At 65.8% G+C, this 23,878-nt stretch carries 19 protein-coding genes, 1 pseudogene and 1 riboswitch; of the genes and pseudogenes, 14 read left to right on the top strand and 6 right to left on the bottom strand.

The genetic code is table 11. From position 1 onward, the window contains the following. Window positions 1-150: 150 nt before the first annotated feature. The 13 genes from clpB to ACDH77_RS15190 all read left to right on the top strand — a co-directional run bounded on the left by clpB (window position 151) and on the right by ACDH77_RS15190 (window position 15,143). Window positions 151-2,736 carry an ATP-dependent chaperone ClpB gene (gene clpB, locus ACDH77_RS15250; RefSeq protein WP_218488483.1) on the top strand — a complete coding sequence of 862 codons (2,586 nt, stop codon included), beginning with the start codon at window positions 151-153 and terminating at the stop codon, window positions 2,734-2,736. Between the two features lie 149 nt (window positions 2,737-2,885). Further along, a riboswitch (cobalamin riboswitch) is annotated at window positions 2,886-3,110 on the top strand. A 113-nt stretch (window positions 3,111-3,223) separates the two neighbouring features. Beyond that, the gene (gene btuB, locus ACDH77_RS15245) at window positions 3,224-5,101 is read left to right on the top strand and encodes a TonB-dependent vitamin B12 receptor (protein ID WP_051876511.1); all 1,878 of its coding nucleotides are present in this window, start codon (window positions 3,224-3,226) and stop codon (window positions 5,099-5,101) included. 279 nt (window positions 5,102-5,380) lie between these two features. Continuing rightward, a complete protein-coding gene (locus ACDH77_RS15240; RefSeq protein WP_031423829.1) occupies window positions 5,381-5,974 on the top strand; it encodes a hypothetical protein in 594 nt (197 codons plus the stop codon). Continuing rightward, window positions 5,974-6,585, top strand: a complete 612-nt coding sequence (locus ACDH77_RS15235; RefSeq protein WP_031423827.1) for a hypothetical protein — start codon at window positions 5,974-5,976, stop codon at window positions 6,583-6,585. Before ACDH77_RS15240 ends, ACDH77_RS15235 begins: the two co-directional genes overlap by 1 nt. Continuing rightward, a complete protein-coding gene (cobO, locus tag ACDH77_RS15230; RefSeq protein ID WP_031423824.1) occupies window positions 6,582-7,193 on the top strand; it encodes a cob(I)yrinic acid a,c-diamide adenosyltransferase in 612 nt (203 codons plus the stop codon). The genes ACDH77_RS15235 and cobO overlap by 4 nt, the downstream gene beginning before the upstream one ends. A 28-nt stretch (window positions 7,194-7,221) precedes the next feature. Continuing rightward, window positions 7,222-8,136 (top strand): adenosylcobinamide-phosphate synthase CbiB, encoded by a 915-nt coding sequence (cbiB, locus tag ACDH77_RS15225; RefSeq protein ID WP_031423823.1) that lies wholly within the window; start codon window positions 7,222-7,224, stop codon window positions 8,134-8,136. Window positions 8,137-8,229: 93 nt separating this feature from the next. Beyond that, window positions 8,230-9,213, top strand: coding sequence for a threonine-phosphate decarboxylase CobD (gene cobD / locus ACDH77_RS15220; RefSeq protein ID WP_031423821.1), 984 nt, complete (start codon window positions 8,230-8,232; stop codon window positions 9,211-9,213). Further along, window positions 9,210-10,685 carry a cobyric acid synthase gene (locus ACDH77_RS15215; RefSeq protein ID WP_031423819.1) on the top strand — a complete coding sequence of 492 codons (1,476 nt, stop codon included), beginning with the start codon at window positions 9,210-9,212 and terminating at the stop codon, window positions 10,683-10,685. The genes cobD and ACDH77_RS15215 overlap by 4 nt, the downstream gene beginning before the upstream one ends. Beyond that, window positions 10,673-11,197, top strand: a complete 525-nt coding sequence (gene cobU / locus ACDH77_RS15210) for a bifunctional adenosylcobinamide kinase/adenosylcobinamide-phosphate guanylyltransferase (protein ID WP_031423818.1) — start codon at window positions 10,673-10,675, stop codon at window positions 11,195-11,197. Before ACDH77_RS15215 ends, cobU begins: the two co-directional genes overlap by 13 nt. After that, window positions 11,190-12,236 (top strand): nicotinate-nucleotide--dimethylbenzimidazole phosphoribosyltransferase, encoded by a 1,047-nt coding sequence (gene cobT / locus ACDH77_RS15205; protein WP_014090830.1) that lies wholly within the window; start codon window positions 11,190-11,192, stop codon window positions 12,234-12,236. Before cobU ends, cobT begins: the two co-directional genes overlap by 8 nt. After that, window positions 12,233-12,847 carry a histidine phosphatase family protein gene (locus tag ACDH77_RS15200; protein WP_031423816.1) on the top strand — a complete coding sequence of 205 codons (615 nt, stop codon included), beginning with the start codon at window positions 12,233-12,235 and terminating at the stop codon, window positions 12,845-12,847. Before cobT ends, ACDH77_RS15200 begins: the two co-directional genes overlap by 4 nt. Next, a complete protein-coding gene (locus tag ACDH77_RS15195) occupies window positions 12,844-13,578 on the top strand; it encodes an adenosylcobinamide-GDP ribazoletransferase (RefSeq protein ID WP_008571060.1) in 735 nt (244 codons plus the stop codon). The genes ACDH77_RS15200 and ACDH77_RS15195 overlap by 4 nt, the downstream gene beginning before the upstream one ends. 428 nt (window positions 13,579-14,006) lie before the next feature. Continuing rightward, window positions 14,007-15,143 (top strand): hypothetical protein, encoded by a 1,137-nt coding sequence (locus tag ACDH77_RS15190; protein WP_008571061.1) that lies wholly within the window; start codon window positions 14,007-14,009, stop codon window positions 15,141-15,143. A 9-nt stretch (window positions 15,144-15,152) separates the two neighbouring features. Here ACDH77_RS15190 and ACDH77_RS15185 read toward each other — a convergent pair whose 3' ends face one another. After that, a complete protein-coding gene (locus tag ACDH77_RS15185; protein WP_031423813.1) occupies window positions 15,153-15,719 on the bottom strand; it encodes a hypothetical protein in 567 nt (188 codons plus the stop codon). Between the two features lie 481 nt (window positions 15,720-16,200). Between ACDH77_RS15185 and ACDH77_RS15180 the strand changes: the two are divergent. Next, window positions 16,201-16,312, top strand: a pseudogene (locus ACDH77_RS15180) (IS5/IS1182 family transposase); the annotation flags it as partial. A gap of 206 nt (window positions 16,313-16,518) precedes the next feature. Here the strand turns inward: ACDH77_RS15180 and ACDH77_RS15175 are convergent. Genes ACDH77_RS15175 through ACDH77_RS15155 form a run of 5 tightly spaced genes read right to left on the bottom strand, consistent with a single transcriptional unit; the run spans window position 16,519 to window position 23,677 of the window. Next, window positions 16,519-17,715 carry a type III PLP-dependent enzyme gene (locus tag ACDH77_RS15175; protein ID WP_218488484.1) on the bottom strand — a complete coding sequence of 399 codons (1,197 nt, stop codon included), beginning with the start codon at window positions 17,713-17,715 and terminating at the stop codon, window positions 16,519-16,521. After that, on the bottom strand, window positions 17,712-19,481 hold the full coding sequence (locus ACDH77_RS15170; RefSeq protein ID WP_014090826.1) for an IucA/IucC family protein: 1,770 nt from the start codon (window positions 19,479-19,481) through the stop codon (window positions 17,712-17,714). Before ACDH77_RS15170 ends, ACDH77_RS15175 begins: the two co-directional genes overlap by 4 nt. Further along, window positions 19,459-20,655: an MFS transporter gene (locus tag ACDH77_RS15165; RefSeq protein WP_031423809.1), complete on the bottom strand. Its 1,197-nt coding sequence runs from the start codon at window positions 20,653-20,655 to the stop codon at window positions 19,459-19,461. Before ACDH77_RS15165 ends, ACDH77_RS15170 begins: the two co-directional genes overlap by 23 nt. Beyond that, window positions 20,652-22,454 carry an IucA/IucC family protein gene (locus ACDH77_RS15160; protein WP_031423807.1) on the bottom strand — a complete coding sequence of 601 codons (1,803 nt, stop codon included), beginning with the start codon at window positions 22,452-22,454 and terminating at the stop codon, window positions 20,652-20,654. Before ACDH77_RS15160 ends, ACDH77_RS15165 begins: the two co-directional genes overlap by 4 nt. Beyond that, window positions 22,451-23,677, bottom strand: a complete 1,227-nt coding sequence (locus ACDH77_RS15155; RefSeq protein ID WP_372353533.1) for an acetyl-CoA carboxylase biotin carboxylase subunit family protein — start codon at window positions 23,675-23,677, stop codon at window positions 22,451-22,453. Before ACDH77_RS15155 ends, ACDH77_RS15160 begins: the two co-directional genes overlap by 4 nt. Window positions 23,678-23,878 lie beyond the last annotated feature (201 nt).

Here is a 23,878-nt window from a genome sequence, read left to right as displayed (position 1 = left end):
CATCTGCACGTACCGCTTCGCCAAGCCCGCCTGGACAGCGCCGGCCTGGCCGCTTGCATCTCCAGCACCGGCAAACCTTGAAACCTCGCTCGCCAACCGCATCTGCACGGTATCGCCGGCGGTGCCGGCCACCTGTTCAGAGGATCTCCCATGCGGATGGACAAGCTCACCTCGCGGTTCCAGCAGGCGCTGGCCGACGCGCAGTCGCTGGCTGTGGGCCGCGACCACAACATCATCGAGCCGGTGCACGTGCTGGCCGCGCTGCTCGACCAGAGCGGCGGCAGCACGCGCCCGCTGCTGTCGCAGGCCGGCGTCAACGTACCGCTGCTGCGCGAGCGCCTGGGCGAGGCGCTGGACACGCTGCCCAAGGTGTCCGGGCAGGAAGGCAATCTGTCGATCGGCAACGATCTCAATCGCCTGCTCAACCAGACCGACAAGCTCGCCCAGCAACATGGCGACGCGTTCATCGCCAGCGAATGGTTCGTGCTGGCCGCTGCCGACGATGCCAGCCCGCTGGGCGTGGCGTTGCGCGCGGCCGGTGGCGACAAGAAGAAGATCGAAGCGGCCATCGACAAGCTGCGTGGCGGGGAAACCGTGCAGTCTGAAAACGCCGAAGAACAGCGCCAGGCGCTGGAGAAATACACCATCGACCTGACCGCACGCGCCGAGAGCGGCAAGCTCGATCCAGTGATCGGCCGCGACGAGGAAATCCGCCGCACCATCCAGGTGCTGCAACGGCGCACCAAGAACAACCCGGTGCTGATCGGCGAACCCGGCGTGGGCAAGACCGCCATTGTCGAAGGCCTGGCCCAGCGCATCATCAACGGCGAAGTGCCCGAAGGCCTGCGCGGCAAGCGCGTACTCTCGCTGGACATGGGCGCGTTGATCGCCGGCGCCAAATTCCGCGGCGAATTCGAAGAGCGCCTGAAGGCGGTGCTCGGCGACCTGTCGAAGAACGAGGGCCAGATCATCCTGTTCATCGACGAGCTGCACACCATGGTCGGTGCCGGCAAGGCCGATGGCGCGATGGATGCCGGCAACATGCTCAAGCCGGCGCTGGCACGCGGCGAGCTGCATTGCATCGGCGCCACCACGCTGGACGAATACCGCAAGTACATCGAAAAGGACGCCGCACTGGAGCGCCGTTTCCAGAAAGTGTTCGTGGGCGAGCCGACGGTGGAAGACACCATCGCGATCCTGCGCGGCCTGAAGGAGCGCTACGCGGTGCATCACGGCGTGGAGATCACCGACCCGGCCATCGTGGCCGCGGCCACGCTGTCCAACCGCTACATCACCGACCGCCAGCTGCCGGACAAGGCCATCGACCTGATGGACGAAGCGGCCTCGCGTATCCGCATGGAGATCGACTCCAAGCCCGAAGAACTCGACCGCCTGGAGCGCCGCCTGATCCAGCTCAAGATCCAGCGCGAGATGCTCAAGAAGGAAAAGGACGAGGCCTCGCGGCAACGCCTGGCCGATCTGGAAAGCGATATCGACAAGCTCGAACGCGAGTTTTCCGACCTCAATGAAGTGTGGAAGTCGGAAAAGGCCGCGCTGCAGGGCACCACCAAGATCAAGGAGCAGATCGAGCACGCAAAGCTGGAACTGGAGGCCGCACAGCGCCGCCAGGACTACGCCAAGATGAGCGAGATCCAGTACGGCGTGCTGCCGCAACTGGAAAAGCAGATGCTGCTGGCCAACGAGGTGGAACACCACGATTTCAAGCTGGTGCAGGACCGCGTGACCGCCGAGGAAATTGCCGAAGTGGTGTCGCGCTGGACCGGCATTCCGGTCAACAAGATGCTCGAAGGCGAGCGCGACAAGTTGTTGCGCATGGAAGACGAATTGCATCATCGCGTGGTCGGTCAGAACGAGGCGATCAAGGTGGTGTCCGATGCGGTGCGCCGCTCGCGTGCCGGCCTGTCCGACCCGAACCGCCCCAGTGGCTCGTTCCTGTTCTTAGGTCCCACCGGCGTGGGCAAGACCGAACTGTGCAAGGCGCTGGCGGATTTCCTGTTCGACAGCACCGAGGCGATGATCCGCATCGACATGAGCGAGTTCATGGAGAAGCATTCGGTCGCACGCCTGATCGGTGCGCCTCCGGGCTATGTGGGCTACGAAGAGGGCGGTTACCTCACCGAGGCCGTGCGTCGTCGTCCGTATTCGCTGATCCTGCTGGACGAAGTGGAAAAGGCGCATCCGGATGTGTTCAACATCCTGCTGCAGGTACTCGACGATGGCCGCCTGACCGATGGCCAGGGCCGCACCGTGGACTTCCGCAATACCGTCATCGTGATGACCTCCAACCTGGGCTCGCACCAGATCCAGGAGCTGTCCGGCGACGATAGTGCCGAGGCGTACACGCAGATGAAGGCCGCGGTGATGGGCGTGGTGCAGGCGCACTTCCGCCCGGAGTTCATCAACCGGCTGGACGACATCGTGGTATTCCATCCGCTGGACAAGGCGCAGATCAAGTCGATTGCGCGCATCCAGTTGCAAGGCCTGGAAAAACGCCTGGCCGAGCGCGGACTCAAGCTGGACCTGGACGATGCGGCGCTGGAGGTGCTGGGTAATGTCGGCTTCGATCCGGTGTACGGCGCGCGCCCGCTCAAACGCGCGATCCAGTCGCAGGTGGAGAACCCGCTGGCGCAGCAGATCCTGTCCGGCCAGTATCTCAGCGGCGAGAGCGTGCGCGTGCGCGCCGACGGCGGGCGGCTGGTGTTTACCAAGGACTGAGCGCGCGGCCCGCACGGCGTAGGAGCGCACCTGGGCGCGATGGCTTTACCGGGGAACGCCCATCGCGCCCAGGTGCGCTCCTACGTCGAGCTGGAACGTGCGTCTGGCCGGTCGCCGCCGATCTCGGCGGCGCGGTGCGCCAATCCTGCTACCATGCGCGCCCCTGAGGTGACTGCCGGTTGGCCGGTGGTTTAAACGGGAATCCGGTGCGCGCGTCGCCTTGGGCCAGGCGCAATTCCGGAGCTGCCCCCGCAACGGTGGGCGAGGCCAGGTGCCGCAACATGCCACTGTGCAGCCGCATGGGAAGGCGCGGCATCGGAAGCACCAGCTTCCACTCGCGAGCCCGGAGACCGGCCTGAGGGATTGACCCGGCACGCGGTGGGCGTGGCCTTGCTCGTCTGACGCTGCGCGCCGGACGCCTGGCCCGTTGCTGCTTGCCGCCCGATTGCCCACGCGCGGGTTGGCGCGGTTCCAGGAGCAGCAGTTGATGTCCCTTTCTTCCGTTTCGCCGCGTCGTGCCGTGCTCGTCGTGGGGCTGTCGCTGTGCGCTGCCACTGCGGCCCAGGCCGAGGCCGCCATCGATCTGGACCAAGTCGTGGTCACCGCCTCGCGCACCGCACAGACCCAGGACCAGGCCCTGGCACCGGTCACGGTGATCGACCGCGCACAGATCGAGCGTCGTCAGGTCAATTCGCTGCAGGACCTGTTGCGCGGCGAAGCGGGCGTGTCGCTGGCCAACAATGGCGGACCCGGCAAGGCGACCTCGCTGTTCCTGCGCGGCACCGAGGCCGACCAGGTGGTGGTGCTGATCGATGGCGTGCGCATCGGCTCGGCGACCGCCGGCGGTGCGGCGCTGCAGGATGTGCCGATCGAGCAGATCGAACGCATCGAAATCGTGCGTGGCCCGTTTTCCAGCCTGTATGGCTCCGAAGCGCTGGGCGGTGTGATCCAGATCTTTACCCGACGCCCGCAAGGCAGTGTCGTGCCGACCTTGAGCGTGGCGGCCGGTAGCGACAACGCGCGCCGCTACGGCGCGGGCATCGCCGGGCGCAGCCCAGGCGATCTGGGCGATGCCGGTGGTTGGTATTCGGTGAACGCCGTGCACGACGAAACCGACGGTATCAACGCGTATCTGGATACCAGCTCCAGCGCCTATGACCCGGACCGCGACGGCTATCGCAACGATTCGTTGAGCGCGCAGGGCGGCTGGCGTTTCAATCGCCAGTGGGATGCCGATGTGCATGCAGTGCGCGCGCAGAGCCGTAACGAATACGACGGTTCGGCATTCGGCGGCAATCTGGGCAAGGGCGTGCAGCAGGCCATCGGCGGCCGCGTGCGGTACGCGCCGAACGAGGCGCTCACGCTCACTGCCAGCGTGGGCAGCAGCGCCGATCTGAGCGATGCGTATTACCAAGGCGCCTACCTGTCGACCTACGACACCCGCCGCAAGCAGGGTGCGTTGCAGGCCGATCTCGACACCGGCCCCGGTCTGCTCACGGTCGGCTTCGATTGGCAGCGGGACGCCATCGCCAGCAGCGACAATTACGATGCCGACAGCCGCATCGACCGCGCCGCATTTGTGCAGTGGCAGCAGACTTTTGGCAGTCAATCGCTGCAAGCCAGCCTGCGCCGCAACGACAACAGCCAGTTCGGCGGCAAGACTACCGGCAGCCTGCTGTGGGGTTGGGATTTTGCCGAGCATCTGCGCCTGACGGCCAGCTACGGCACTGCGTTCAAGGCGCCCACCTTCAACGAGTTGTACTACCCCGATTACGGCAACCCGCTGCTCGGGCCGGAAACCTCCAAGAGTGCCGAACTCGGTCTGCGCGGTCGCTACGATTGGGGCACCTGGACGCTCAGCGCGTTCCAGACCCGTATCGACGATCTCATCGCCTACGACGCGTCGTTGGTGGATGCCACGCACCCGTTCGGGCAGCCGAACAATATCGACCGGGCGCGCATCCGCGGCGTGGAAGCCGGCTACGACACCGTGCTGGCCGGCTGGACCGTGCGCAGCGCAGTGACCTGGCTTGCGCCGCAGGCCGATGGTGAAGTCAATCATGGCAATTGGTTGCCGCGGCGTGCGCGCCAGAGCGGGCGTATCGATGCCGACCGCAGCATCGGTGCATTCGGCATTGGCGCAAGCCTGTTCGGTTCGGGTGCTCGCTACGACGATCTGGCCAATACCGATCGGTTGGCCGGCTACGGCTTGCTGGATCTGCGCGTGAGTTATGCAGTGAATGCGGACTGGAAGGTGCAATTTGCCGCCAACAATGTGTTCGACCGCCACTACGAAACCGCACGCTGGTATGCCCAGCCAGGCCGCAATTATCTGCTGACCTTCCGCTACCAACCGGCGCACTGAGAGCAGCCGACGACACGACCGCGCAGCCACCGCATGGTTGCGGGCGGTGCCCGGATCCGCATGGACCAGGCGGATACTGCGTCTGCTCCTGCTGTCTGCATGCGCCTGGCGAGTGCGCGCGACATTGTGTTAGCCCGTCCAAGCGCGCCGCCGACACCGGCTGCGCGGTCGGCGCTTGCCGCTGGGTGCAAGGATCGCTACGGTTTGCAGGGGGCGATCATTTGCCAGATGTCTGTTGCGCCATCCGGGTGGCGATCGAAAATCTGAAGGAAACTATCGATGCCGCCTTTATCCCGCTCGTGCGAACGCCTGGTGTTCATCGCTTCGATGCTGCTGATGACCGCGACCCGCTTCCATCATGTCAGTGACTGGCTGCACCTGCCGGATGCCTCCATGGCGGTGTTCTTTCTCGGTGGCCTGGCATTGCGGCGGCACGGCGACTTCGTTGCCTTGCTGGGGTTGTCGGTGGCGATCGATTGGGCTGCAGTGCGCCTGGCCGGCGTCAGCGACTTCTGCATCACGGCGGCCTACGCGGCCTTGCCGGTGGCCTATGGCGTGCTCTGGTACGCCGGGCGCGCATCTCTCGCACGTGGGCGGCCAGGCGCTGCGTCGCTGAGCATCGCCTGGGGTCTGGGCACCTTGGCCGCCGTGCTGTCGTTCTTGATCTCCAATGGCGCGTTCTATTGGTGGGGCGGGCGCTATGCCGACCCGCACTGGGCGCAGTACCTGCAGCGCGCCTGGCAGTGGGGGCCGTTGTTCGTGCGCACGACAGCGCTGTATCTGGCGGTGGTGCTGGCAGCCGCATGGTGCGTGCTGCACTGGCGTCATCTGCGCGCCGCAGCGCCGTTGTCCACGCCATCGGACGTGTCGTGATGGTGGCGCGGCGCACTGCAGCGACACCGTTGCCGTTGCCGTTGCACGGCACAGCGGCCAGAGCGTGCGGCATCGCACTTGCCGGCTTGATGGTTTGTGCGCGCGGCGAACATTTTGCAAATGTGGATGCCTTGCCCACGGCCTCATGGGCGGTATTTTTTCTGGCCGGTGCGTTGCTACGCCCGCTATGGATGTTGCCGCTGCTGTTCGGGATCGTATCGCTGCTGGATCTGATCGGCCTGGCCTCGGGCAGCAGCAGCGACTGGTGCCTGTCGCCGGCGTACTGGGCGTTGGCATTGGCGTACGCCGCGTTGTGGTGGGGCGGGCTACTGTTTGCATCGCAACTGCAGCGCCAGGCCTGGCGTTGCGTCACCGGGCCGCTGTTGGCCTTGCTGATCAGCGGCAGCGCCGCCTATGTGCTCTCCAAGGCCGGTTTCTATTTCCTGTCTGGTCGCTACCCGCATGCCACGCTCAGCGGGTTCATTGCGCGCATGCCGGCGGACTATCCACACGCCCTTGCAACACTGGCCGGCTATATCGGCCTGGCTTTCGCCCTGTTGGCTGCACACCGCGCCGCTGGTGCACGTCCACCCATGGGAGCACGCGCATGACCGCCCCCGAGCACGATGAGGCGCATTACCGCGAACGCGCGCAGCGCAAGAAGGAATTGGTCGACCGGCGCATTGCACGTGCAGTGATCGACCGCGGTGTGCTGCTGGTCAATACCGGCAATGGCAAGGGCAAGAGCTCGTCCGGCTTCGGCATGCTGGCGCGCTCGCTTGGGCATGGCCTGCATTGCGGCGTGGTGCAATTCATCAAGGGCACGTTTTCGACCGGCGAAGAAGCGTTTTTCCGTCGCTTTCCGGATCTGCTCGATTATCACGTCATGGGCGAAGGCTTCACCTGGGAAACCCAGGACCGCGCACGCGACATCGCCGCCGCGCAGGCGGCCTGGCAGCGCGCGCGCGGCATGCTGGCCGATGCGCGCTACGACTTCGTGCTGCTGGACGAACTCAACATCGCCCTGGTGAAGGACTACATCGCGCTGGATGAGGTGCTTGCTGCCGTGGCCGCGCGGCCGCCCGGCCAGCATGTGGTGATCACCGGGCGCGGCGCGCCGGCCGGGTTGATCGAGCTCGCCGACACCGTGACCGAGATGCGCCTGGTCAAGCACGCCTTCAATGCCGGCATCAAGGCGCAACTCGGCATCGAGCTGTAGCCGTGGGCGTGCGCCGGGACTGCACGCCATGCTGCTGGTGACTGCCACCGTTGCCGTGCTGCTGGACTTGCTGCTCGGCGAGCCGCGGCGCGGACATCCGCTGGTGCTGTTCGGCACCTGGGCGCAACGTATCGAAGCGCGCCTGCACCGCAACCGTCGCAGCGCGGGCGTCCTGGCGTGGTGCGTGAGCGTGTTGCCGTTGACCTGTGTCGCTGCAGTGGTGCAATGGGGGCTGTGGTGCGTGTCGCCCTGGGCGGCGGCCGCGTTCGCCGCGATCACGCTGTATCTGGCGCTGGGCCTGCGTAGCCTGGGCGAACACGCGCAAGCGGTGATCGATGCGCTGCAGGTCACTGATCTGCCTGCCGCCCGCGCTGCAGTGGGTCGTATCGTCAGCCGCGATACGGCTGCGCTGGACGCTACCCAAGTCGCTGCCGCAGCGACCGAGTCGGTCTTGGAAAACGGCAGCGACGCCGTGTTCGCCGCGCTGTTCTGGGGCGTCGCGCTGGGCGCACCGGGCGCGCTGTTATACCGGCTGTCCAATACGCTGGATGCCATGTGGGGCTATCGCACGCCGCGCTACGTCAACTTCGGCTGGGCCGCGGCGCGCATCGACGATGCGTTGAACTGGCTGCCGGCGCGGCTCACCGCAGCGACTTACGCCGTGCTGGGTCGCACCCGTGCGGGCATGCGCTGCGCGTGGCGGCAGGGACGCGGCTGGAAGAGCCCCAATGCCGGCCCCGTGATGGCGGCGGGCGCAGGCGCGCTGCATGTCCGATTGGGCGGGCCTGCGCCGTACCACGGCCATTGGCAGCCGCGCCCCGCGCTGGGCGAGGGCGCGGCAGCAAGCGCAAACAGCGTGCAACGCGCATTGCGGCTGGTGCGCGCCGGGGTCGCGTTCTGGCTGCTGCTGGGCGCGCTGGCAACCGCGCTGGCGATGCGATGATCGGCACGCGGATGGCCTGGCGTTGCACCAACACGCACCGGCGCACCGTTCACGCCGGCGCAGGTAGCGCCGTTCCATCGCCGGGAGTGCGCAATGCTTGAACATGGCGGGCGCCTGCGCCGCGCTGCGCAGGCTTACAACATTCCGCTCGCGCACTGGCTGGACCTGTCCACCGGCGTGAGCCCGTTCGCCTGGCCGGTGCCCGCCATTCCGGAACATGCGTGGCAGCGCTTGCCGGAAGACGACGATGGCCTGGCAGAGTGCGCGGCTGCCTATTACGGCGCGCCGCAGGTACTGCCGGTGGCCGGCTCGCAGGCGGCGATTCAGGCCTTGCCACTGCTGCGCGCGCCCGGCCGCGTCGGCGTACTTACGCCTGGTTACGCCGAGCATGCACAGGCATGGCGGCGTGCCGGGCATCAGGTCGTGCCGATGAGCGCGGCGCAATTGCTGCACGCAGGTGAGACGCTGGATGTGGCCGTGCTGATTCATCCCAATAATCCATGCGCCGAGTGCTTCGATCCCGACACGCTGCTGCAGTTGCATGCGCGGCTTGCAGCACGCGGCGGGTGGCTGGTGATCGACGAGGCCTTCATGGATGCGACCCCGCGACACAGCGTCTGCGCTTTCAGCCAGCGGCCCGGTCTGGTGGTGCTGCGCTCGGTGGGCAAGTTCTTCGGCATGGCAGGCGCACGTGCGGGCTTTGTCTGCGCAGATCGCGCATTGCTGGATGCCGTGCGCGAACGCTTGGGACCATGGACGCTGAGCGGGCCGGCGCGATGGGCCGTGCAGCAGGCATTGGCCGATACGCCGTGGCAGGTTCAGGCACGTGCACGTCTGCACGCGGCCTCGCAGCGGCTTGCGCAGCTGTTGCATGCGCATGCGATCGTACCTACCGCAGGCACGGCGTTCTTTCAGTGGTGCCGGCGCGACGACGCGGCTGCCTTGCACGTCGCGCTGGCGCAACGCGGCATTTTGACGCGGCTGTTCGACACACCGAACAGTCTGCGCTTGGGTCTTCCACCCGACGCCGCGGGCGAGGCGCGCCTGGACGTGGCACTGCGCCAGGTGCTGGCATGAGCGCGCGCGTCCTGATGGTGCAGGGCTGCACCTCCGATGCGGGCAAGAGCATGCTGGTGGCCGCGCTGTGCCGGTGGCTGCATCGGCAGGGCATTGCGGTGGCGCCATTCAAGCCGCAGAACATGGCGTTGAATTCGGCAGTGACGGTGGACGGTGGCGAAATCGGCCGCGCGCAGGCATTGCAGGCACAGGCATGCGGGCTGGAGCCGCAGACCGATTTCAACCCGGTGTTGCTCAAGCCCAACAGCGATGCCGGTGCGCAGGTCATCGTGCACGGGCATCCGGTCGCCACCCTGGATGCGGTGGGCTATCACGCCTACAAGGCGACCGCATTCAACGCCGTGTTGGCCTCGCACGTGCGCCTGGTCGAGCGCTTCGATGTGGTGCTGGTGGAAGGTGCCGGCAGCCCGGCCGAGATCAATTTGCGCGACAACGACATCGCCAACATGGGCTATGCCGAAGCGGTGGACTGCGCCGTGATCCTGGTGGCCGACATCGACCGCGGCGGCGTGTTCGCTCATCTGGTCGGCACGCTGGCGTTGCTCTCGGCCAGCGAGCGCGCACGCGTTGCCGGTGTTGTGATCAACCGGTTTCGCGGAGATCTGGCGCTGCTGCAGCCCGGCCTGGCGTGGCTGGAGCGCGAAACGGGCAAGCCGGTGCTCGGCGTCCTTCCGTATCTGCACGGCCTGCAGCTGGATGCCGAAGATGCGGTGCCACGCAACGCGCCGCAGAAACCACAGTCGCAATTGCGCGTGGTGGTGCCGGTGCTGCCGCGCATCAGCAATCACACCGATATCGACGCGTTGCTGGCGCATCCGCAGGTGGATGTGCATTTGATCGGTCCCGGGCAGACGCCGCCGCCGTGCGATCTGATCCTGCTGCCGGGCAGCAAATCCACCCGGCACGATCTGCAGTGGCTGCGCACGCACGGGTGGGACACCGCCATTGCCCGTCACCTGCGCTACGGCGGAAAACTGCTTGGCATCTGCGGTGGTCTGCAGATGCTGGGCACCCATCTCCACGACCCGGATGGCATCGAGGGGGCAGCGGGCAGCAGCCCCGGTCTTGGGTGGCTGTCGCTGCAAACCACGCTGCAGCCGCACAAGCAACTGCATCGCGTGCACGGGCGCCTGCTGCTGGGCGATGCCAGTGTCAGCGGCTATGAAATTCACTGCGGTCTCAGCAGCGGCGCCGCGCTGGCACGGCCATTGCTGCAGCTGGACGATGGGCGTACCGATGGCGCCATCTCCGACGACGGCCAGGTGCTCGGCACCTATGTGCATGGGGTGTTCGACCACCCGCAGGCACTGGCTGCATTGCTGGCGTGGGCCGGTCTGGCGCAGGCCGCGCCACTGGATCTTGCCGCGCTGCGCGAAGCCAGCCTGGAGCGTCTGGCCGATGCGGTGCACACGCATCTGGATACCGCGGCACTGACACGCCTCATCAGCAGGGAACCGGCATGCAGCAACTGATTCTTGGCGGCGCCCGTTCGGGCAAGAGCGCGCTGGCCGAGCGCATCGCGGCAGGGTCCGGGCGCGCAGTGACTTACCTGGCCACAGCGCAAGCCTTCGATGGCGAAATGCATCGGCGCATAGCCCATCACCGCAGCCAACGCCCCGCGCATTGGCAGTGCGTGGAAGAGCCCATCGCGCTGGCGGCGACGTTGCAGGCGCATGCCGCGCCGGATCGCTGCGTGCTGGTGGATTGCCTGACCCTGTGGCTGAGCAATCTGCTCAGCCACCCGGATGCAGGCGTGTTCGCGCGCGAGCGCGATGCGCTGCTGGCAACGCTGCCGCAGTTGCCGGGGCAGATCCTGCTGGTCAGCAACGAAGTGGGGCAGGGCATCGTGCCGTTGGGCGAACTCACGCGTCGGTTTGTGGACGAGGCTGGCTGGCTGCATCAGGCATTGGCGCTACAGTGCGAGCGTGTGGTGTTGGTGGTGGCAGGATTGCCGATGGTGTTGAAGGAGAGCGCGTGTGAGTAGCGATTGGATCTTTGGTGCCTGCGCAGTGCCGGACGCGCGCATGCGCTCTGCCGCGCTTGCCCGGCAGGAACAGCTGACCAAGCCGCCCGGCGCATTGGGCCGGCTGGAACACCTGGCAGTGCAGCTGGCCGCCTGGCAACGCACCGACCGGCCCGGAGTGCAGCGGGTCTGGATCGCGGTGTATGCCGCCGACCATGGCGTAGCGGCCGAAGGAGTCTCGGCTTTTCCGCAGGCAGTGACCGGCGAGATGGTGCGCAATTTCGCACGCGGTGGCGCCGCCATTGCGGTACTGGCGCGCGAGCTGGGCGCGCGGCTGGAAGTGGTGAATCTGGGCGTGGTCAACGACCCCGGCGACCTGCCGCGGGTGCGGCGTGCCTGGATTGCGCCTAGCAGCGCCAATATCTGCGAGCAGCCGGCGATGACGGCCACCCAATTGCGCGATGCGCTCGCCGCCGGTGCCGACAGCATCGCGCAGGCCAAGAGTTGCGATACCCAGCTATTTGTCGGCGGCGAGATGGGCATCGGCAACACCACCGCCGCCGCGGCGCTGGGCTGCGCCCTGCTGTCGCAGTTTCCGCAGGCGATGGCCGGCGCAGGCACCGGCCTGGATGCCGAAGGCATCGCGCACAAGGCCACCGTGATCACGCGTGCGCTGGCCTTGCATGCCGATGCATCGAGCCCGCTGGAGCGTCTGCGCCGGCTGGGCGGATTCGAAATCGCTGCCTTGGTCGGCGCCTATATCGCCGCCGCGCAGGCCGGCATCCCGGTGCTGGTGGATGGCTTCATCACCACGGCGGCGGCACTGGTGGCCACTCGCCTGAATCCCGGCGTGCGCGAGTGGTTGTTGTTCGGGCATCGCTCGCAGGAGCGTGGGCATGCAGCGCTGCTGCGCGCAATGGATGCCGAGCCCTTGCTGCAACTGGACCTGCGTCTGGGCGAAGCCAGCGGCGCGGCGGTGGCGATTCCGCTGCTGCGCAGCGCCTGCGCCTTGCATAACGGCATGGCGACGTTTGCCGAAGCCGGGGTGTCGGACGCATGAGCGCGCAAATCACCTTGTTGCGGCATGGCGACACCGGGCAACGCAGCTATCGCGGCCAGCTCGACGACCCGCTCACCGAACTGGGCTGGCAGCAATTGCGTGCGGCCACTGCCGATGGCACGTGGGACGCAGTCGTGGCGTCCACGTTGCAGCGCTGCGCGTTGTTCGCCACCGAGCTTGCCCACGCGCGTGCCATTCCGCTGCAGCTGGACCGGCGCCTGCGCGAATATCACTTCGGCCGCTGGCAGGGCGTGCCCGTGGCCGACATCGATCGCGACGAAGGGCAAGCGCTGGGCCGCTTCTGGGCCGACCCGCTGCGCCATCCGCCACCGCAGGCCGAACCGTTTACCGACTTCTGCGCGCGCCTGTCGGCCGCGCTCGATGCCATCGTCGCCAGCTACCCGGCACAGCGCGTGCTGGTGGTCACCCACGGCGGCGCCATCCGCGCGTTGCAGTGCCTGGTCGCCGGGAGTGGGTTCTGCCGGATGACCGAACTGGCAGTGCCGCATGCGTCGCTGCATCCGCTGGCCTGGCCGCCGACCGACGCGGCTGGCGGCTTGAGATCGCCGGTCTCATCCGCGGCATTGCCACCGGCGCACGACACCGAATGATCGACGGGCTGCTGGCAGCGATCGGGTTCCTGACCCGCATCCCGGTGCCCGCCCGGGTGTTCACGCGCGCAGGCGCGCAGGCGCGTTCGCTGTGCTGGTACCCGCTGGTGGGCGTGTTGCTCGGTGGGGTGGTGTGCGGGTTGGCCTGGTGCCTGCGCGAGGTGGCGCCGTTGCTGGGCGCAGCGCTGCTGTTGAGCGCCTGGGTATGGCTGACCGGCGCGTTGCATCTGGATGGCCTGGCCGACACGACCGATGCGTGGGTCGGCGGCATGGGCGAGCGCGCGCGCACGCTGGCGATCATGAAGGACCCCGCCAGCGGCCCGATGGCAGTCACCGCAGTGGTGCTGGTGTTGCTGCTCAAATGCGCCGCACTGGCCAGCCTGCTGGCGCAGGCGCCGACTACGCTATGGCTGGCGCCGCTACTGGCGCGCAGCGCGCTGGTTGCCGCGTTCCTAAGTACGCCGTATGTGCGCGCCGGCGGGCTGGGCAGCGCGCTGTCGGGCGCCCCGCGTGCAGGCCTGTGGCTGGCGCTGAGCGCCGGCACCGCGGTGTGCATCGTTGCCGGGCTGGCCACCGCGGCGTTGTGCGTTGGTATCACCGCACTGGTGTTCGCACTCTGGCGCCGCGCCTGCCTGCAGCGCCTTGGCGGCATGACCGGCGATACCTGCGGCGCATTGGTGGAACTGACCGAAACGGCCGTGCTGGTGACGCTGGCGCTGTGGTCGGCTTGAACAGGCAGGCGCTGCAGCTGACGCAATCGTCTCACGACTGATGCCCCAGCCCCCGAGTCGTCTGCGCCTGCGTAGCGGCCGTGGGCGCTGCGACCAACGGCATCCGTCAGCGTGCGTCATCTGTTGAGTTCTCCGGCGCAGGTGCAACGCCAGCGTCGCTCGTGGCTTCCCGGCACTCAGAGAAGTCCCTTGTTTGGTCTATAAGCCTAACGAGGGCATTCCGCAACAAGGCTTAGCATTTCCGACGTCGCTGCAGCACAATCGACCTGGAAGCGCCAGGTTCCGGCAGAAGCTTCAAAATTGCGTACTCAAATTTTGAGAACGTCTTGATATCAGTAACATACGTGCGCGGTAGAACGCGAGTTTGTAAAACGGGTAAGGAAGCGCTCATGACACGACAAATCACAAAACTCGTAATCGGTGCGGGCATGATGGTCATCGCAACGCAAGTCGGGGCCAGCAAGTTTCTGATCGATATGCAAGGTGCAGCCGGAAAGCGTGTCAACGTCTACGCCAGTGACGCAATTATGGACCACACACCGATCAATGCTGATCTCGCAAATCCTGACTCAAGCCGTGTCATTCAGATTGATTTGACGATGGTCTATGAAGCGGTCGACCAACCCCTATGGTTGGAATATCAACTTCAGTTCAAATGCCCCAAGTCGCTTCGGCGCGGCCGTGGCGCACCCAAGCGCAAGGCTGATTCAACCGGCATATTGGACACGCCGGATTCCGTAGAATTCCGGGTGGCCAGCGGCGCAAAGACCATGAAACAGGATCCGGCGATCATCGATCTCCAGCCCACCGATTGGCAAAGCACGACCAGCTACACGATGCGACAGGCATGGAATGTAGCCTGCAACAGTGCCAGCATTGGCGATGCCAAACAAGCTGCGGTGGTCGATCATGTAATTAAGTCCGATACATTGCGAGCGAAACTGGCAGCCATTGGCTTGAATGGACTGGAACTGGTCCCCGCCGGACTGTCGATGAGTTCGCTTGCCGATTTTACCTGGGAAACGCTGTGGTCTGACGTGCCGAAGCCCGCGATCAATGGCGGCCGCAAGCTGACGCCAGCAGAATCGACAGCGCTCAAGGCAAAATTGGCACAAGCGCAGCAACAAGTAGCCGAAGCCCAGGGGAAGGTACAGGGCAATCTGGCAGCAATGAAGGCCGATATGGACTTTACTCAGACCGCCGCTGAATACCGTGGAAAAAGGCGTTTATCGCGCAGTGAATCGCTCCTGATCCAGGTGTGGCTGGGTAAGACTGAGCAAGAGGTCGTCGCCGCAAACGGCAACCCCGCTGTCCGTCAGGCCGGGATCGCGCGGACGCTCTCTTATGGGCAGGCCTTTGACAATCGCGTCATGTGGCAGAATCTTGTGACCGGCGCGACTTACAATGGCGGCGGTTATAAAAGTTGCAACGTCCGCTATGCGCTGATCCCGGACAGCGCCGGGATGCTGAGGGTTGCCGATGTGAATATCTTCGTTGAGTCAAGTGGCGACACAAGTGGGATGGGTCGCGCCTGCACCGACATCTTGAACGTGCCAAACGGCTGAAGTGATGGTCTATTTTCGAGCCGCGCTCATGCAAGCCGAAAGCTGGCGATACGCCAGCTGCAACTGGACAACTTTTGACCGGAACACCTCTTTCCCCTGAAGCTGGATGGCGAGCTCATTACTGTCCGGCTTTTCCTGTACCGATTTCTGCACGTCGATGGTCAGCAACAACGCCCCACTGCTCTGGCCAGGCATGCTCACATGGGCGGCCTGAACATTCTGAGTAGGGTGGTTGGTGGATGACAACGTGATCGGAGCAATCTCGGGCTTTGTCACCGGGGGGATTGCCTCGCTGATGAACCAAAGAGTGCCATGACCCTGTTTCGCCATCCCAGCGTCGGCGGGACCGCGAAACGACAAGGTGGAATTTGGCGTGATGAAATTAACCGAGCAGTGGTAACCGGTGTTGACGGGTTCGCGTACCAGCACCCAATTGCCCTCAATCCCTTTGTAGAAGGATTCGCTGAACATCGGCTTGTTCGGATCCGCGCCCCCGAGCAACTCAGGGGCGATTTGAGCAGCGCAGGGGCTAGTCCATGCCATGGTGACTACTAAGCCGATCAGCCAATTCTTCATCTGAAATCGTTCTCCATTCGTTGGTCATTGACATACGGTTTCGTGCATTCTTGTCGTGACCCCATGCAAGCGGCTACGGGCCATAGCTTAGCCTTCCAGGATTGCAGTGGGAGTTCTACCCCGTTTTCACGGACACTGACAAGAAGGTCGACTCAGGCCATGATGAGTTGTCCGTGTCAAAGCCTAGGAAGGTCAGTGCCGAGTTCAAGCGCGGTGCGGTTGAGCAACGGTTCCGAGCGTGCAGCTTCCAGCATCCGGCGCCATTCCTGCGCTTGGCAGGCGGTGAGCGACAGCCATGCCAAATCTTCCGGGAGCAGCTCGCGACCCTCGGGGAGTGATCAGGCGATCACCGAGGAAATAGAACCGGTCCGAGGGCTGGTCAGATCTATACGCTGATGCGGGTCGAACTCACTCATGCCGCGATCTCATCCTTGGCCGGGGTCTGAGGGCGCAGGCAAGAGCCGAGCCAGAGGCCAACTGATGGATGGTGCGCCGGCAATTGCTGCCGGTCCGGGTAATGCTGCCTGGCGGCAGCTAAAACCGCTAGAAAGTTGCGGAAATCGCACCAAACCCGACATGTTGCTCGTCATTGACATGCAAGAAGCTGGAATTTGAGAGGTCTAGTGGGCCATTCAGACCATCCCTAGGAGAATTGCCACTGGGCAACGATCCGTTTGGCTAACGTCTACGAAATTTCTGCACAGCTACTTCGAGTCACCTCAGGAAATTGCGGCAACAGCATATCTGCCTGTGAGCCTGCTGACGCACGCCTGAGGGTTGTTCGTCCGCAATCGGTAAGTCAATGCCCCTCCGTTAGAAACACCATCTGCGGCGGCGGGTGCATCAGGAACTGCTGGTGCGAAATATTCCACGCATACGCGCCCGCCAGCGGGAATGCCAGGCAATCGCCGGGTGCGAGTGCGGCCACCGGTTGCTGGCGTGCCAGCACGTCCTTGGGCGTGCATAACTGGCCGACCAGGGTGACCGGCGTGTCGCTGATCACGGGGGTGCGGGTGCCGCGCAATACGCGGAATGGATGATCGTGCGCCTGCGCGGCCGGCGTACGAAAGTGATGGGTACCACCGCGCGCAACCGCAAACCAGGCGCCGTGGCTGCGTTTGAGATCGAGCACTTCCATCAGGTACCAACCGCAGCTGGCGCTGAGGTAACGGCCCGGCTCCAGACGCAAGCGCAGGTCTGTACCGTGTTCGCGCAGCACGGCAGGCAGCTCGGCACAGAAGCGGGCCCAGTCGAACGACGCGTCCGGTGCCAGGTAGTCCACACCGAAGCCGCCACCGGCGTTTACCCGCAGTGGACCAAGCGCATAGGTCTGTCGCCATTGCTGCACGGTGTGCAGGTAGGCGGCCACCAGATGCAGCTGCGCGGCGGCGCTGCGTTGATGCGACATCAGATGGAAATGGAAGCCTTCCAGGCGCAGCGATGGATTGGCCTGCACTCGCCGGATTGCTGCATCCAGATCGCTTGGATCCAGGCCGAACGGCGAGGGTTGCCCGCCCATCATCAGGCGCGTGCTCTGCGCGCCGGGTACGGCGATATTCATGCGCAGGAATACGGGCACGCAGCGGCCGGCGTGCGCTGCAATTGCTGCCAGGCGTTCGAGTTCGCTCAGGCTTTCCACATGCACGGTGCAGTCGGGCAGGGCGGCTGCCTGGGCGAGTTCGGTATCGAGTTTGCCCGGGCCACCGAACAACAACGGTGCCTGCGGTTGCTGCGCATGCAGCCAGGCGAGTTCGCCGCCGGATGCGGCTTCGAAGCCATCCACGTGCGCTGCCAGCGTTTGCAGAATCGGCGGTTCTGCATTGGCTTTGGCTGCATAGAACAGCTCGCACTGCGCCGGCAGCTGCGCACGCATCCAGGCCGCATGCGTGTCCAATGCCGCCAGATCGTAGACATACGCGCAGATCGGGCCTTCGCAGCGGTCGCGCACCTGCGGCAAGGCAGCAAGCAGTGCGGCGGTGTCGATGTGCAGACTCACGCCGCCACCTGCCGCTGCGCCGTGATGCGGGGGATGGGGTTGGGCAGCGCGGTGTAGTCGGATTGGCGGTCGGCACGCTGCCAGAGACGGGTACCCAGATTGTTCTTGCCCGGCAGCGGCGCGCCGTCGACCAGACCCTGCAGCGCCGCTTGCGCGCCATGGCGTTGTTGCCAGCGCAGCGCGATCTCGCCCACGCATTGCCATAGCCGCGCTTCGAGTGCGGCATCACCTTCGCCCAGATGAAAGATGGCCTCGGCCAGATTGTTGACCAGCGCGCAATACGCCACCCGGTTCCAGCCCTGTTCTGGGGTGTAGTACAGCGATTGGCGTGCGCGTTCGCCGACGCCGCGCAGGCGCGCCGCCGGCCAGTGATGGGCGAGCAGCTTGGTGCCTTCCAGGTCGCGGACCCACACCCGCGTCGGCCAGCCGTCGGCAAAGCCGATCACGGTGTTTTGCAGATGCGGCTCCAGCGCGATGCCGTGCTGGAACAGCGCGCTCCACACTCCGTCCAGCAGCAGGCCGGCGTAGGCGCGGAACCACAGCAGCGTTGCGGTTCGGTGGCCCATCTGCGCGCTGCCGAGCGCCCGCAGGCGCGCGGCGCACACGCTATTGCCCTGCGCATCGCAGGTGAACAAGGCCGCAGCCACCTGCGGTTGCCAGCGTGCACGTTGCGCGGCGGGAATGTTTTGCCGGTACAGAATGCCGAAGCTCTCCGACAAGGTGCGCGCCGCCAACGGGTCGGCGGCATGCAATGCGGGATCGACCGACGCTACGTCCAGCGAAGTCGCCGCCGGCTCCAGCATCACATCGAAGCCCGGCACCTGTGTGGCCAGGGCACGCCAGCTCGGTGCCAACAGCTCGGTGAGCGCAACCGCGCTCTCCAGTTCGTACCATGCATTCTTGCGCACGCAGTTGGTGAGCCGCACATGCACCGAGCACTTGAGGAAATACGCAAGTTCCGGGTGGTACAGCGTGCGGACCGACGAGGTGGGCCGCAGTGCATCGCCTAATGGGCCGACCGGCGTAATCAGGCCGCGTGCCTGCAAGCTGCGCAGCAAGGGGGCGTCGAGCAGCCGCTGCGCTTCCCAGGGGTGGCAGGGATAGAGATCGTCGCTGCCGCTGAGCTGCTTTAATGTCGCGCGCACGTCGCGTCCCTGGATGCGCAGCAGGCGCGGGTCGATGCGGAACCAGAACAGCTGGAACGACGCGCGCGCTTCCGGTGCGCAGGCCAGCACCTGATCCAGATCCACACCCTCGCGGCTCTTGGGCGTCGGGTGCAGTGCATGCCCCCACAGCATCGATTGTTCGGTGTCGATCATCGCCTCGCCGGTAGCGGCGGCGACCTGGGCCTGGCGCAATAACGCAGCGGTAACGGCCACGCTATTGGCGCTTTGCGCCAGCAGCTCCGGGTTGATGTCCTGCGCGCCGCCCAGGGCCTGCAACAGGCAGCGTGCCAGCGTTTGCGCATCCAGGCTATGCCACGGCTTGCCGGCGCTCTTGAGAAACGGCGCAGAGGCGAACCGGCATCGGCCCAGGCGATCGGCATAGGCGATGCGCACGCACAGCGTCCCGACCTCGCCCAGATCGATGCGCAGCCAGCGTTGTTCGGCCACACGCGGGCCGGGTCGATCCAGCCCGCGATAGTCGAACTGCACCGCACGCTGCGGAATCGCGAATTCGCGCAGATAGCAGTTCAACCAGCAGCTGCAGGCCTGCGCGTCGGCCATGCTGTCGTACCAGGGGTCATGCATCGTGTGCGGCGACATCGGCAGTTCTCCTCGAAGGAAAGCGCACCAGAACGGTGAGCGCAGCAACGGTCGCGGCCAGTGCCGCAGCCAGGAAAGGGGTAGCGGGGCCGGACGCCTGTGCCAGTGCGCCGGCAGCGGCACCGGCGAACACGCCGGCCCATTTGCCACAGGCATCGAAGCGACCGAACAGGCGCCCGGCGCCATGCCCGCTGGCAATGTGCGCCAGGCTGCGGTTGAGCCCACGCAGCCCGAACAACATGCCGAAGCCAAACAACAGCCGCGCTGCCGCCAATGTGACGGCATCGTGCAACAGCGCCTGCCACACGCAGGCCACCGCAAACAACGCCAGGCCCGGCACCAGCCACGCCTCGCTATCACCGCGTCGCCACCAGGGCAGCACCACCAGATAGACCAGATGCGGCAGGCTGTAGAGCAAACCGGCAAGCGCATCGTGGCCGGCGCCGCGCGCAAGCGCATACGGGATGAAATACGGGAATGTCACCACCATCGCGAAGCAGAACAAGAACTGTGCGAGCAGCAGGGCTGGCCACAACGGCGCGGCATGGGTGCGCGGCGATGCAGGCGATGGAGCTGCGTGCCTGGAAGACGTAGCAGCCTTGCCGGCAGTGTGTTCTCGCGCAGCAGGGTGATCGGCCGGCAGTCGCCACGTCAACGCAAACGCCATCAATGGCAGCAACGCCAGTGCGCGATACAGCGATTGCGCAGGACCCAGCGCCAGTGCCATGCCCAGCAGTGCCGGTGCGCTCACCATGGCAAGGCGGGCCGAATATTGTGTCCAGTCCAATGCACGCGCCAACGGGCCGGCCTGCGGCTGGCTGGCCAGATACGCATTCGCCGCCGCCAGCGAACCACCACAGGTGCCTTGTACGATCAGGCCGATCACCAGCCAGGTCAGCGACGGCGCGAAGCCGGCAATCGCAAAGCCCAGCACCAGGCCCAGTTGTGCGCGCAGCAGCGAACGTTTGCGTCCATGGCGGTCCGCCCAACGCCCCCAGCTGCTTGCCGTCAGTGCAGTGCAGAGCGTGGGCAAGACATACAGCACGCCGCTCCAGCCCACCGCGGCCGATGGTGCGAGTTCGGCCAACACCTGCGGCAGAAACAGCGGCATGCCCAACGCCGTGAATGCCGCCAGATAATGCGCAGCCAGCACCGGACCCAGGATGCGCCTCATCGCGGCACGCCCGCTTGCCTGCGCGGCGGTTGTCGCGTATCGGCGAACGCATCGCCGAATGGATTGGGCGCGCTGTCGCCGTAGAACTTGTTGATGTCGGTGGCGCCGGTGACGTGCTTGCTGAGCAGGCTGCCGGCGCTGAGCAGGTATTTCACCGGCAGCCGTGGCGCAGCCAACAGCCGGCGCGCAGGGCCGGTATCGATGCCATCGGCGTCCAGTTGCGCCAGCGTCGCAGCGAACTGGTCCTGCAGCTGCGCGTATAACGGTGCGCGCAATGCGGGTTGCCATTCGGCCAGGCCTTCCAGCACCGCCTGCAGATCCAGCTGGAGCACGATCGTGCAGAACATCTGCGTCAACGCCTGCGGATCGTCCACCGCAATACGCGCATCCTGCAGCGGGCCCATTGCATCCGGCTCCGGCAGCGCCGCGCGCAACTGGGGCAGCGCAATCCGCGCAGCGTCGTTGTCCTTCATCAACAGGCGCGTGGCTTGGCCATCGGCATACACCAGCACGCTGTTTTGCTGATTGGCTTCCAGTGCAATGCCATAACGCAGCCACAGGCGCAGATGTACGGCAAGCAGCAGTTCGGTGTAGTCGCGCCACCAATGCAGCAGGTCGCCATGCGCAAAACGCTCGGCAAGATGGATCGCCATCGGGCGGCCATCGGGCATGGGCGCGCATAGCGCAGCCACCGGGACGAGCGTGGCATCGTCCAGCGCTGGGTAGCGCCGCACCAGATAGGCCAGATGCCGCGTCTGCCCGACATGCCCGCCGTGCGACTCGTCGACGAACACGCAGCGGCCTTGCAGTGCAGGATCCAGCGCATCGATGCGCCGCAACGCGCGCTCCATCCAGTGCCCGTCATACAGCGTGGACGGCTTGATCAAACGCAGGTTGAGGGCGCCCAGCGTGCGCATCGGAATGGGCAGTTTGAGATGCAGGTGTGGATGCCGCAGCGGCACCAGCGTGCGCACCGACAGCGTCGGGCGCACGTCCAGCCAGGCGTTGGGCGCTCGCAGCACGTTCTCGGGCAGTGCGAAGCCCTCCTGCTCCAGGCGCTCCCACACCAGCGGATGCACCGGCCAGGGCAGATGCGTGGCGGCCAACTCGGGCGGCAGGCCCAGGCTGGCGAAATCCGGCCACAGCTCGGCCGGCGGGGCGCTGGTGCAGTGCGCCAACGCCTGCGGAACCGCCAGCCAACGCAGCGCGAAGGTCGGCGCGAATTCCGGCGCGTAGTGGCGCAGCTCGGCCGCATCCAGCCCGGCCTTGGCGCGCGCGGTGGGATAGAACGGATGGTCGCGGTAGCTGGCCAGTTGGTCGCAGCGGTAGGCGCGCTCGGCGGCATCGCGGTGATGCAGCGCAGTGCGCAACGCCGGTGCCTGCGCGTGGTAGGCCTGCCGCGCCAGCCCGCGGTGCGCGGCGGCGCAGTCGGCTTCGTCGGCGTAGGCGCGATGCAGCTGTTGCGTTTCGCTGTCGAGTTCTGCGCTCAGGCGGTGCAGCCAGGCGTGCGCGCCACGTTCGACATGCACGCTGTCGTCGCTGCGCACAATCCAGCTGTCGCCGCAGGCACCGATGTCCTGCAGCACGCCTTGACGATGGATCGGCACCCACATTGTGCCGCCGGGCAGATGAGCGATGCGCCACCATCCATGCACCGGGCTGGGGTCGGTCCACTGCGCCAGCACCTGCGCATCCGGCACCGCCGCACTGCCGCGGGTCGCAATCCCACGCAGGTCTTCGCGCAGGCAGGCATCGATGATGCGGGTGGCGATGTAGCGTTGGTCGTCCATGCTGCTCATGCGCGCAGTTCCGCGCCGTCGATGCGCCACTGCAGGCCCGCTTCGGCCTGCACCACTGCGTGTTGCAGTGTCTGCGCATCGCGTGCCAACGCACTCAGCACGCCCAGGTAATCCTTGTTGGAATGGCTCAGGCGGATGCGCTCGCCCGGTGCGCGCATCCGCCGGTACTGCACGTCGCTGTGCGCATCGCGCTGGCGGCGGTTTTCGCTGGCGGCGACCAATTCGCCGTCGTGTTCGGCCACGTAGTAGCGCAGCAAGGCATGCGCATGGGCACTGCGGAGCTGTGGCAACGGCAGGCCCAGATGCGGTGCCAGCGCCGCGTTGAACCATTGCTTGGAAAACATCTCGTCGAGCAGGAATTCGCGCCGATCGCCGATGCTGCGGTAATTGATCTCCACCAGCACCGGGCCATCGGCGGTGAGGATGAATTCGCTATGGCACAGCCCGAAGCCGACACCGAACGCGCGCAGCTGTTGCAGCGCCTGCGCGATCACCGGCGTGTCCACGTTGGCATCCCACTGCGCTTCGCATTCGACGAAATGCGGCGGCGGCGACAATCGCACCTTGAAGCCGCCGATGGCTTGCAGGTGCATGCCATCGCCCAGCGTTTCCAGCGTAAACAGCGCACCTTCCAGCATGCTTTCCAACAGCACGGTGCGCTGCGGATGGCGCTGCCATCCATCGTCCAGGTACGCCTGCAATTGCGCTGCATCGGTGCAGCAGCGCACATCCAGGCTCGCCACGCCCTCGCGGGGCTTGGCCACCACAGGCCATGGAATCTGGGCCGGCAACGCCGCGCCCGGCGCCAGCGTGCAAAACCACGGGCAGGGCAGTCCACGCGCACGCAAGCGTTGGCGCATCGCAGCCTTGTTCTTGGCGGCGTAGCACACCTGCCAGTCCTTGCCCGGCAGGCCAAGCGCTGCGGCCACCAGCGCGGTGCTGGTCTGCAGATGGTCGCTATTGCTGAACACCGCGCGCGGGGTGATGTCTGCATCGTGCAGTACGTCGAGGACGCCGAGCGGATTGAACACATCGCATTCGATCACCCGCTGCGGTGCATGGGCGGGATGCTCGCGGAAATAGGCCAGGTGATCGAGCCGGTGGTCGGTCAGCAACCATACGGGCAGGCCCAGCGCGCGCGCGGCGGGCAGGAAACCTTCGGTGATGGCCGGATGGCAGACATGGGTGAGGATCACCAACGGTGCAGCGGATGTCGCAGTCATGGCAGCTCTCGTTCGACAGGACGGTGGGGGAAACCGGTACTGAACGGGCTGCCTGGCGCCATGGCGGCGTTGGGTGGCCTGCGATACGTCGATCGCATGCCGCGTGCTGCGGCAATGATGCGTGCCTCATGCACGCCGTGTTGTCTTGGCGGCTGTCAGTACGACCGCCGTCGCTTCGCGCGCAACCTACGCCTGTGTGCG

Origin of the sequence: Xanthomonas axonopodis pv. maculifoliigardeniae, assembly GCF_041519315.1 — a bacterium.
Classification (GTDB): domain Bacteria; phylum Pseudomonadota; class Gammaproteobacteria; order Xanthomonadales; family Xanthomonadaceae; genus Xanthomonas; species Xanthomonas euvesicatoria.
This window is presented reverse-complemented; position numbering and strand designations above follow the sequence as displayed.

Coding starts and splice junctions, on each gene's coding strand:
- ACDH77_RS15215 (WP_031423819.1), top strand. CDS start 9,210: ATGAGCGCGCGCGTCCTGATGGTGCAGGGCTGCACCTCCGATGCGGGC.
- ACDH77_RS15195 (WP_008571060.1), top strand. CDS start 12,844: ATGATCGACGGGCTGCTGGCAGCGATCGGGTTCCTGACCCGCATCCCG.
- ACDH77_RS15155 (WP_372353533.1), bottom strand. CDS start 23,677: ATGACTGCGACATCCGCTGCACCGTTGGTGATCCTCACCCATGTCTGC.
- cbiB (WP_031423823.1), top strand. CDS start 7,222: ATGCTGCTGGTGACTGCCACCGTTGCCGTGCTGCTGGACTTGCTGCTC.
- clpB (WP_218488483.1), top strand. CDS start 151: ATGCGGATGGACAAGCTCACCTCGCGGTTCCAGCAGGCGCTGGCCGAC.
- ACDH77_RS15185 (WP_031423813.1), bottom strand. CDS start 15,719: ATGAAGAATTGGCTGATCGGCTTAGTAGTCACCATGGCATGGACTAGC.
- ACDH77_RS15190 (WP_008571061.1), top strand. CDS start 14,007: ATGATGGTCATCGCAACGCAAGTCGGGGCCAGCAAGTTTCTGATCGAT.
- cobO (WP_031423824.1), top strand. CDS start 6,582: ATGACCGCCCCCGAGCACGATGAGGCGCATTACCGCGAACGCGCGCAG.
- ACDH77_RS15170 (WP_014090826.1), bottom strand. CDS start 19,481: ATGTCGCCGCACACGATGCATGACCCCTGGTACGACAGCATGGCCGAC.
- ACDH77_RS15240 (WP_031423829.1), top strand. CDS start 5,381: ATGCCGCCTTTATCCCGCTCGTGCGAACGCCTGGTGTTCATCGCTTCG.
- ACDH77_RS15160 (WP_031423807.1), bottom strand. CDS start 22,454: ATGAGCAGCATGGACGACCAACGCTACATCGCCACCCGCATCATCGAT.
- ACDH77_RS15235 (WP_031423827.1), top strand. CDS start 5,974: ATGGTGGCGCGGCGCACTGCAGCGACACCGTTGCCGTTGCCGTTGCAC.
- cobU (WP_031423818.1), top strand. CDS start 10,673: ATGCAGCAACTGATTCTTGGCGGCGCCCGTTCGGGCAAGAGCGCGCTG.
- ACDH77_RS15165 (WP_031423809.1), bottom strand. CDS start 20,655: ATGAGGCGCATCCTGGGTCCGGTGCTGGCTGCGCATTATCTGGCGGCA.
- btuB (WP_051876511.1), top strand. CDS start 3,224: ATGTCCCTTTCTTCCGTTTCGCCGCGTCGTGCCGTGCTCGTCGTGGGG.
- cobD (WP_031423821.1), top strand. CDS start 8,230: ATGCTTGAACATGGCGGGCGCCTGCGCCGCGCTGCGCAGGCTTACAAC.
- ACDH77_RS15200 (WP_031423816.1), top strand. CDS start 12,233: ATGAGCGCGCAAATCACCTTGTTGCGGCATGGCGACACCGGGCAACGC.